Origin of the sequence: Mesorhizobium sp. M1A.F.Ca.IN.020.03.2.1 (assembly GCF_004023205.1) — a bacterium.
Classification (GTDB): Bacteria; Pseudomonadota; Alphaproteobacteria; order Rhizobiales; family Rhizobiaceae; genus Mesorhizobium.
Map to the genome: position 1 here is coordinate 1 of NZ_RZSV01000209.1, position 9729 is coordinate 9729.

Below are 9729 nucleotides of genomic sequence, written 5' to 3' on the forward strand. Positions count from 1 at the left end.
GCAACAGGTGGTCGGGCGTCGACGTGGCAAGCAACAGCAGGCCGATGTCGCTTAGGTCGATGCCGGCTCTCGCCAGCGCCATGACGCCCGCATGCGCGGCAAGGCCAGACAGCGTGTCTTCGTCCGTTGCCCAGAAGCGCGACCGAATCCCAGTCCGCCGCTCGATCCAGCCGGGTTCGAGCCCGAGACGATTTCGATTTCCGGGTTCTCCACCTTGCGCGCGGGCGCATGATGACCGAACCCGACAATGCGCGACGATCTGATCATGGCCACGAACCGAAGCGTTCGCCGGCCTCCTCGATCGCGTCATAGAGTCGATCGAGTTCGTCGTCGGTTATGCAGTAGGGCGGGAGAAGGTAGAGGACATTGCCGAGCGGGCGCACAAGCAGGCCGCGCTCGAGGAAAAATGTGCGCAGCTTCGGACCGATCTCGGCGAGATAGCCGGCTGAGCCGGCGCGCAGATCGAGGGCCGCGATCGTGCCGGTCGCCCGGCTACCGGTGAAGCTGGCATTGTCGCGAAAGCGCCGAAGCCCCGCGGCCTGCCTCGCGCTCAAACCAGCTATCCGTTCGGCCACCGGTTCGTCACGCCAGATCTCGACATTGGCGAGTGCTGCCGCGCAGGCAATCGGATTAGCGGTGTAGGAACTCGAGTGGAAAAAGGTCTTCTGCCGGTCCACGGCATAATGGGCCTGGAAGATGGCATCGGTGGCGAGCGTGGCCGCCAGCGGGATCGCGCCGCCGGTCAGGCCTTTCGAGGTGCACAGGATGTCGGGATTGGCGTCCAGGATGCGCGTGCCGTCGGCCTTTTGGAGATAGGCGCCTTCAGTCAGAACGATTTCAGGGATCGCCGGCTCAAGCGCGTGCTGAGTGAAGGGATGCCAGACTTGAGATTGCGGCATCATTCAGCTCCGGCGATCTGGTCGAGGTCGAAGCCGGCGACCATCGCCTGCTCAGCGTTTCGTCCGTCAGCGGATCAAGGTGCGGCAGCCTGCCGAGCTGTGGCACGCCGCTGAATTCCACAATTGTCCTTTGCGTGTCTGCTACCTCGTCGCCGATGAAGGGGACGCCGATGATTGGAATAGAGCGGGCACGCAGAGCTTCGATTGAGAGGAGCGTGTGGTTGATGGTGCCGAGCGCGGTGCGGGCGCACAGTATGACCGGCAGCCGCCATTGTGCGAATATGTCAATGAACCTTGTCTGTCGGTTGAGCGGCACCATCAGCCCGCCAGCGCCTTCGATGACAAGCGGACCCGGCAAGGCTGGAAGCGAGAGCTTTGCCGCCTCGATCGCGATGCCGTCGATTTCGGCTGAACGATGCGGCGACAGGGGCTTGCTCAAGCGGTAGACCTCCGGCACCACGCGCCCTGGCGGCAGGCCGGCAAGCCGCGCAACCACCTCGCTGTCGGTCTCGTCGTCGAGACCTGATTGCACCGGCTTCCAATAGAAGCCGTCGAGCAGGCCGGCTAGGCCGGCCGAAAACACGGTCTTGCCAATTCCGGTGTCTGTTCCGGTGATGACGATGCGTTTGGTCATGCCGAGGCCAACACCTCGACGAGCGCCTCGACCATGGCAGAAATGTCGGCGTCATCGACGTGAGCGTCAGCGAAATGCGCAGGCGCGATGTGCCCTCGGGCACGGTCGGCGGACGAATGCCGCGAATATCGAAGCCGCGGGCCTGCAGTGCCGCCGCCATGGTGCGGCTGACGTCGCCGATGACAACTGGCTGGATCTGCGAGCCGCTCGGCTTCACGCCGCAGCGCTCGGCCAATTGGCGGCCCGCGAAAGCAACACGCTCATGCAGCCGAACACGTCGCATGGACTCATCTGACAGCATGGCGAGCGCTTCTCGTGCCGCCACCGCCATCAGCGGCGATGGCGCGGTGGCGTAGATGAATGGTCGGCACCGGTTGACGAGATAGTCGCACAGGCGTTCGCGGTCCGGTGACCAGTGCGCCGGAGGCACCGACCCGCTGCATCCCGTTCGTCAGTCGATCATGAGCCCCGATAATCGAGGCCGATATCCAGGATAGGCGCGCTGTGGGGTCAGCCAGCCGATGGAAATCAGATCGACGCCGGTCGCGGCGATGGCTGGCGCCGTCGCGGCGGTGATCCTGCCTGACGCCTCGGTGATTCCCCGGCCGGCCACTATCACAATTGCCCGGCGAATTCGTCAAGCAGGACAGCGTGAGGGGTCAGGGCCAAGGCTTTCTCCAGTTGGGCCAGCGTATCGCTTCGATCTTGACGAGATGGGGCGCTTCATCGAGCTGACTGAGAGCCGGCGGAATATGGCCGTTCATTGGTTTCGTCTTTTTCCCTCGAGGAGATCGACGACCGCACGCACGGAATCCAAGACGTGCGTTCCAGGGCCGAACACGGCGGCGACCCCATGGTCCATCAGGAACTGATAATCCTGGCGCGGCACCACACCACCGCACACAACGATGATGTTTTCGGCGCCTCTCGCCTTCAGTGCCGCGACGAGCTGCGGCAGCAGAGTCTTGTGTCCGGCGGCAAGGGAGGATACGCCGACGACATGAACCTCAGAGGCCACTGCCATGGCAACGGCTTCTTCCGGCATCTGGAAAAGCGGCCCCGCGACCACATCGAAACCGAGATCGCCGAAGGCCGATGCGATCACTTTGGCCCCGCGGTCGTGGCCATCCTGACCGAGCTTGGCCACCATCAGCCTCGGCCTCCTGCCGAGCGACACGGCCACATCCCCGATTCGGGAAACCAGCGTCCTATATTCCGGCTCGTCCCGAAACGCAGACCCGTAGACTTCCGTGATCACCTCGGGAACGGCCACATGATCGCCGAAAGCCTGGCGCAAGACGTCGGAAATCTCGCCCACCGTCGCGCGAGCGCGTGCTGCTTCTACCGCCGCCGTAAGAAGGTTGCCCTTGCCGCTGGCCGCGGTCTCACCAAGCACGGCAAGGGCTGCGTCGACGCGCTTGGGATCGCGCTGACGCTTTGTTCGTTCGATACGGCGAATCTGCGCCTCGCGCACCGCCGCATTGTCTATCTCAAGAACCTCGATCGGGGCTTCGTTCTCCAGCCGGTACTTGTTGAGGCCGACGATCACCTCGTCGCCGCGATCGATCGCCGCCTGGCGGCGGGTCGCCGCCGTCTCGATAAGGCGTTTTGGTAAACCTTCGATGACGGCTTTGGCCATGCCGCCGATGGCCTCGATTTCCTCGATGAGCGCCCACGTCTTCTGCGCTAGCTCATTCGTCAGGCTCTCGACGTAATAGGAGCCTGCGAGCGGATCGATGACTTTGGTCACGCCGGTCTCGTGCTGGAGGATCAATTGAGTGTTGCGCGCAATGCGCGCCGAAAACTCAGTCGGCAGCGCAACCGCCTCATCGAAGGAATTGGTGTGGAGCGATTGCGTGCCACCGAGCACGGCAGCCAGCGCCTCATAGGCGGTGCGCACGATGTTGTTGTAGGGGTCCTGCTCCTGCAGCGATACGCCGGAGGTCTGGCAGTGCGTACGCAGCATCAGTGATGAAGGGTTCTTCGGATGGAACTCTTCCATGATACGCGACCACAGAAGTCGCGCCGCCCGCAGTTTGGCGGCTTCCATGAAGAAATTCATTCCGGTGGCGAAGAAGAATGAGAGCCGTCCGGCAAAATCGTCGACGTCGAGGCCCTTCCTCAACGCCGCGCGGACATATTCGCGTCCATCGGCCAGGGTGAAGGCGAGTTCCTGCACCAGCGTCGCCCCCGCCTCCTGCATGTGATAGCCGGAGATGGAGATCGAGTTGAACTTCGGCATCTCCTTTGCGGTGTACTCGATGATGTCGGCGACGATGCGCATCGAGGGCTCGGGCGGGTAGATGTAGGTGTTGCGGACCATGAACTCCTTCAGGATGTCGTTTTGGATGGTCCCGGAAAGCTGGGCCGGCGAGCAACCCTGCTCCTCGCCGGCGACGATGAAGCAAGCAAGGATCGGGATGACCGCACCGTTCATGGTCATGGAGACGGAAATGTCCTTGAGCGGTATGCTCTCGAACAGGACCTTCATGTCCTCGACGGAATCGATTGCTACACCCGCCTTGCCGACATCGCCGACGACACGCGGGTGGTCACTGTCATAGCCGCGATGCGTGGCGAGATCGAACGCAACTGACACGCCCTGCTGGCCCGCCGCAAGCGCCTTGCGGTAGAAGGCGTTCGACTCCTCCGCGGTCGAGAAGCCGGCATATTGCCGGATCGTCCACGGCCTGCCGGCATACATCGTGGCACGCGGTCCGCGGACGAAGGGTTTCAGCCCGGGCAGCGTGGCGAGGTGGTTGATCCCATCCAGGTCGTCTCCCGTGTAAAGCGGCTTGACGTCGATGCCTTCGGCCGTGCGCCAGACCAGGGCATCGGGGGAGGCCTTTAGTTCCCGCTCGGCAAGAGTGCGCCAGTCGGCCAGTTTGGCGTCGGCCATCATTCGAACTCCAGAATGGGTTCGTCAACGGCAAGGCTTGCTCCCGCCTTGGCGGCGATCCGTTTGACGACGGCCCGCCGTTCGGCGCGCAGGACGTTCTCCATCTTCATGGCCTCGACGGTGGCGAGCACCTGTCCAGCCTCGACCGACTCTCCTTCGGACACGGCAATCGCGGTGACCACACCGGGCATCGGGCAAAGCAGCAGCTTGGAGGTGTCCGGCGGCTGCTTCTTCGGCATCAATCGCGCCAGTTCGGCGATAGGTGGGCTGCGTACATGGGCGACAACATCCATGCCGCTCCAGCGCAGTCGGTAGCCGGTTCCTGATCGCGACGTTTTGATCGACGTGGTTTCGGCGCCGATTTGAAAGTGCGCGATATGCCGTCCCGGCAGCCAGTCACTTGCAACGCTCAGAACCGAGCCGTCATCGAATGACACCGCGGTTCCGTCTTCCTGATCGCACACGGCGACCGCATAGGCATGGTTGTCAAGCGCGACCATCCAATCGCTAGGGACTTTGCGACGATGATTGTCCATCGCCCCGGAGATCAGGACATTGCGGTGCTGGAGTTTCCAGTTGATATGTGCCGCAACCGCCGCGAGCTTGCGCTCATCCGCATCAGTTGGGGACACACCAGCGAAGCCGTCGGGAAACTCCTCAGCGATAAAGGCTGTGCTTAGCCGCCCCTCGCGAAACCGGGGATGGTTCATGACAGCGGAGAGAAACGGCAGGTTGTTGCCGATGCCTTCCACTTCGAAATCATCCAACGCCGCGCCTATGGCGTTGATTGCGCCCAAGCGATCGGGCGCCCACGTGCAGAGCTTGGCGATCATGGGATCATAGTGCATCGAGATTTCCGAGCCCTCGACCACACCGGTATCGTTGCGGATGAGTGAGCCGTCCGCCCGCGCACCTTCGGCGGGCGGCCGGTAGCGTGTCAGACGACCGATTGAGGGCAGGAAATTGCGATACGGGTCTTCGGCGTAAAGCCGGCTTTCGATCGCCCAGCCGTTCAGCTTCACATCCTCTTGGCCAAAGCGCAGCTTTTGGCCGGCGGCGATGCGGATCATTTCCTCGACCAGATCGACGCCGGTTACAAGTTCCGTGACCGGATGCTCGACCTGAAGCCGGGTGTTCATCTCGAGGAAGTAGAAGTTGCGGTCGCCATCGACGATGAATTCAACCGTACCTGCCGAGTGATAGCCAACCGCCTTGGCAAGAGCAATGGCCTGCTTTCCCATCGCATGTCGAGTTGCTTCGTCGATGAATGGTGATGGGGCTTCCTCGATGATCTTCTGGTTGCGGCGCTGGATCGAGCATTCCCGCTCGCCGAGATAGACGATATTGCCGTACTGATCGCCGAGCACCTGGATTTCGATGTGACGCGGCTCGGTCACGAATTTCTCGATGAAGATACGGTCGTCGCCAAAGGCGTTCTTCGCCTCGTTTCGCGAGGACTGAAATCCTTCGCGCGCCTCGACCTCGTTCCAGGCAATGCGCATGCCCTTGCCGCCACCACCGGCGGATGCCTTGATCATGACAGGAAAGCCGATGTCTCCGGCGATGTGCACCGCTTCCTCAGCATCCTCGATCAGTCCCATGTGGCCGGGCACGGTGGAGACACCGGCGGATGCCGCGATCTTTTTCGAGGTGATCTTGTCGCCCATCGCCTCGATGGCGACGGGCGAGGGCCCGATGAAGGCGATGCCCTTGGCTTTGAGCGCATCGGCAAAATTCGAATTCTCAGACAGGAAACCGTAGCCTGGATGAACCGCATCAGCTCCCGTGGCGATGACGGCATCGAGGATGTTCGCAATGCGAAGATACGACCGAGCTGAGGCGGCGGGACCGATATGGACCGCCTCATCGGCTTGCCGGACGTGCAAGGCGTCTCGGTCAGCGTCAGAATAGACGGCAACCGTGGCTATGCCAAGCCTCTGCGCCGTTTTGATCACCCGGCACGCGATCTCGCCACGATTGGCAATCAGGATCTTCTTGAACATTTTTGCGCACTCAAAGCGGGATCGTGTCGTGCTTCTTCCAGCGCGTCTCGACGCTCTTGCCGCGCAGAGCGGCAAAGGCACGCGCGATCCGCTTGCGTGAAGAATGTGGCATGATCACCTCGTCGATGAAGCCGCGCTCGGCGGCAATGAAGGGGTTGGCGAAGCGCTGCTCGTATTCCTTGGTACGAGCCGCCAGCCTCTCGGGATCGCCGAGTTCGGACCGATAGAGGATCTCGGCAGCGCCCTTTGCGCCCATCACCGCGATTTCGGCGGTCGGCCAGGCGTAGTTGATGTCCGCGCCAATATGTTTGGAAGCCATCACGTCGTAGGCGCCGCCATAAGCCTTGCGTGTGATCAATGTGACCATCGGCACGGTCGCCTGGGAATACGCAAACAGCAGCTTGGCGCCGTGCTTGATGACGCCGCCATATTCCTGGGCGGTGCCCGGCAGGAAACCTGGCACGTCGACGAGCGTCAGGATCGGGATGTCGAAGGCGTTGCAGAAACGAACGAAACGCGCCGCCTTGCGGGAGGAATCGATGTCGAGGCATCCGGCCAGCACCATCGGCTGGTTGGCCACCACCCCTACCGTCCTGCCCTCGATCCGAACAAATCCGGTGATGATGTTGCGGGCGAAGGCGGCCTGAAGCTCGAAGAAGTCGCCTTCGTCGGCGATGGCGAGGATTAGTTCTTTCATGTCGTAGGGCTTGTTGGCGCTCTCCGGCGCCAGCGTGTCGAGGCGCAACTCGATCCGCTCGGGATCGTCATAGAACGGCCGCACGGGCGGTTTTTCCAGGTTGTTCAGGGGCAGGAAATCAAAGAGGCGGCGAACCTCTTCCAGAGCCTCGATATCGTTTTCGAAGGCCCCGTCCGCAACAGAGGACTTTTGCGTATGAGTTGCCGCTCCGCCGAGTTCCTCCGCGCTCACGATCTCGTTTGTGACCGTCTTGACCACATCGGGGCCGGTCACGAACATGTAGGAGGAATCGCGAACCATGAAGATGAAGTCGGTCATGGCCGGGGAATAGACCGCGCCGCCGGCGCAAGGACCCATGATCACCGAAATCTGCGGAATGACGCCAGAAGCATCGACATTGCGCTTGAAGACATCGGCGTAGCCGGCAAGTGAAGCGACACCTTCCTGGATGCGGGCGCCGCCGGAATCGTTGAGGCCGATCACCGGCGCCCCGTTGCGCACCGCCATGTCCATGATCTTGCAAATCTTCTGAGCGTGCGTCTCGGACAGCGATCCGCCAAGCACCGTGAAGTCCTGAGAGAAGACGTAAACAAGCCGGCCGTTGATCGTACCCCAGCCTGTGACCACGCCATCCCCGGCGACCTTCTGTTCAGCCATGCCGAAGTCCGTGGCGCGATGCGTGACATACATGTCGTATTCTTCGAAGGAGCCTTCATCAAGAAGCACCAGCAGGCGCTCCCGGGCGGTAAGCTTGCCTTTGGCGTGCTGGGCATCGACACGCTTTTGCCCGCCGCCCAGGCGGGCCTGCGCACGACGGACCTCAAGTTGTTCAAGAACGGCCCGCATCAGCGCCCTGCCTTTGCTTCGAGCATCTTCAAACCCGTCTGCAGCCGCCGTGCGGTGAGCCGGCTTTGCCTCGAACTCGGGTCTGCTTCGCTGCACGGTCGCATGAACGTCTCCAACGGAATTGCGCTCCGCATTAGTTCGTCGGCAAGGAAGGGAAAAGGATTGACCGAGTGCGACTGCAAAATGTATGAATTTGCAAACAGCAACATGCGAATTTGCAAATGGCTAACGGTAAGCTTTTCATCGGGCGCCGCGTCCGCGAGTTACGGGACGCCAGCAAAGCCACCCAGGCGGCCTTTGCCGAGCGGCTGGGGATTTCGACGAGTTATCTGAACCAGATCGAAAACAACCAACGACCGGTCTCAGCCGCAGTGCTTCTTGCGCTGGCCGAGAAATTCCAAGTCGATATCGCTTCGATCGGCGGCAGTGACGCAGACCGGCTGCTCTCGGCATTGAGCGAGGCACTTGCCGACCCCGTATTCAGCGGAGTTTCAGCCGGATTTCAGGAACTCAAGCTCGTTGCCCAAAACGCACCGTTGATCGCTCATGCGCTGATCACCTGCCATCAGGCATATCGCAGAAATAGCGAGCAGCTTGCCAGCTTCGACGACCAGCTGATCCGAACCAATGCTTTTGCCGAGCCGACACCATACGAGGAAGTGCGGGACTTTTTTCACTTTGTCGACAACTACATCGATGAACTCGACCGGGCGGCCGAGCATCTGGCGAAGGCCTTGGGCGTGCCGGATCGAGATGTCGGTACATCGTTGGCGGATCACCTGGAACAGCATCATCACGTTCGCATTGCGCGCGCCGGCAATGGCGAACGGGTGATCAGGTGCTTCGACGCTTCAGCGCGCGTGCTCTACTTGAACTCTTACTCGCCTGCATCGACGCGCAGTTTCCAGATGGCATTTCAGATCGGCGCCCTGGAGCACCGGGCGGAGATCGACGCCATCATAGAGCGAGCGCGATTCCGGACCTCCGAAGCGGCGGAGATATGCAGGATCGGTCTGCAGAACTATTTTGCCGGCTCGCTTACGTTGCCGTACGGTCCCTTCCTGGCCACGGCAAAAGAACTTCGGCACGACCTGCACCTGCTCGCAATGCGCTTCGGTGCCAGCCTCGAGCAGGTGGCGCATCGCCTTTCGACGTTGCAAAGGCCGCGAATGAAGGGCGTCCCGGTTTTTTTCGCGCGTATCGACCGAGCTGGCAACATCACCAAGCGCCACAGCGCCGCAAAATTGCAGTTCGCCCGCTACGGTGCAGCTTGCCCGTTGTGGAACGCCCATCAGGCGTTCGAAACCCCAGGCCGCATAATTTGCCAGCTGGCCGAGACGCCGGACGGCGTCCGTTATCTCAGTATCGCCACGGAAATCACCAAAGCGGACGGTGGATTTGGCTCTCCTCATCGACGCTATGCGATCGCGCTCGGATGCGAGATCTCCGATGCCGCGGATTTCGTCTATGCTGACCGGCTGGACTTTGCCAACAGTTCAGCTTTCGAACCCATCGGTGTTTCATGCCGCGTTTGTGAGCGGATAGATTGCATTCAACGAGCCGTGCCGCCGCTTAAGAGCACGATTACAGTTGATCACAACCGACGCAGTGAATTGCCGTACACGATTTGCTAATTTGAAGTGATGATGGCTGGGCGCGCAACATCTAATCTCTCGTAAGCCAAATCGTCCATTGCCTGGGCTCCTCGACCGGCCGATGGTGCCGGTCAGCAACGACACGCTGTTGTGTGG

The 9729-nt window shown here is 61.4% G+C and carries 5 protein-coding genes and 4 pseudogenes; 1 reads left to right on the plus strand and 8 read right to left on the minus strand.

Translation table 11 applies throughout. The features are described 5' to 3' along the window. From EOA79_RS25250 to EOA79_RS25285, 8 genes and pseudogenes are all read right to left on the minus strand, one after another. Nucleotides 1–267: pseudogene (locus EOA79_RS25250) on the minus strand (3-oxoacyl-ACP synthase); the annotation flags it as partial. After that, nucleotides 264–899, minus strand: coding sequence for an aminotransferase class III-fold pyridoxal phosphate-dependent enzyme (locus EOA79_RS25255; protein WP_128161327.1), 636 nt, complete (start codon nucleotides 897–899; stop codon nucleotides 264–266). The pseudogene EOA79_RS25250 and the gene EOA79_RS25255, both read right to left, overlap by 4 nt. Beyond that, a pseudogene (bioD, locus tag EOA79_RS25260) lies at nucleotides 899–1533 on the minus strand (dethiobiotin synthase). Before bioD ends, EOA79_RS25255 begins: the two are co-directional and overlap by 1 nt. Beyond that, a pseudogene (locus EOA79_RS33760) lies at nucleotides 1530–1967 on the minus strand (aminotransferase class I/II-fold pyridoxal phosphate-dependent enzyme); the annotation flags it as partial. The pseudogenes EOA79_RS33760 and bioD, both read right to left, overlap by 4 nt. Nucleotides 1968–1992: 25 nt before the next feature. Then, nucleotides 1993–2249 (minus strand): annotated as a pseudogene (locus tag EOA79_RS33765) (nicotinate-nucleotide diphosphorylase (carboxylating)); the annotation flags it as partial. 44 nt (nucleotides 2250–2293) lie between these two features. Next, nucleotides 2294–4432, minus strand: a complete 2139-nt coding sequence (scpA, locus tag EOA79_RS25275) for a methylmalonyl-CoA mutase (protein ID WP_128161329.1) — start codon at nucleotides 4430–4432, stop codon at nucleotides 2294–2296. After that, entirely contained in the window at nucleotides 4432–6435 is a 2004-nt protein-coding gene (locus EOA79_RS25280) for an acetyl/propionyl/methylcrotonyl-CoA carboxylase subunit alpha (protein ID WP_128293402.1), read from the minus strand. The genes scpA and EOA79_RS25280 overlap by 1 nt, the downstream gene beginning before the upstream one ends. Nucleotides 6436–6445: 10 nt before the next feature. Next, a complete protein-coding gene (locus tag EOA79_RS25285; RefSeq protein ID WP_128161192.1) occupies nucleotides 6446–7978 on the minus strand; it encodes an acyl-CoA carboxylase subunit beta in 1533 nt (510 codons plus the stop codon). A 221-nt stretch (nucleotides 7979–8199) separates the two neighbouring features. Here EOA79_RS25285 and EOA79_RS25290 point away from each other — a divergent pair, with 221 nt between their 5' ends. Then, nucleotides 8200–9612 (plus strand): helix-turn-helix transcriptional regulator, encoded by a 1413-nt coding sequence (locus tag EOA79_RS25290; RefSeq protein ID WP_128161194.1) that lies wholly within the window; start codon nucleotides 8200–8202, stop codon nucleotides 9610–9612. Nucleotides 9613–9729 lie beyond the last annotated feature (117 nt).

Excerpts from the sequence above, each read along its gene's own strand:
- EOA79_RS25255 (WP_128161327.1), bottom strand. The coding sequence starts at position 899 with ATGCCGCAATCTCAAGTCTGGCATCCCTTCACTCAGCACGCGCTTGAG.
- scpA (WP_128161329.1), bottom strand. The coding sequence starts at position 4,432 with ATGGCCGACGCCAAACTGGCCGACTGGCGCACTCTTGCCGAGCGGGAA.
- EOA79_RS25280 (WP_128293402.1), bottom strand. The coding sequence starts at position 6,435 with ATGTTCAAGAAGATCCTGATTGCCAATCGTGGCGAGATCGCGTGCCGG.
- EOA79_RS25285 (WP_128161192.1), bottom strand. The coding sequence starts at position 7,978 with ATGCGGGCCGTTCTTGAACAACTTGAGGTCCGTCGTGCGCAGGCCCGC.
- EOA79_RS25290 (WP_128161194.1), top strand. The coding sequence starts at position 8,200 with ATGGCTAACGGTAAGCTTTTCATCGGGCGCCGCGTCCGCGAGTTACGG.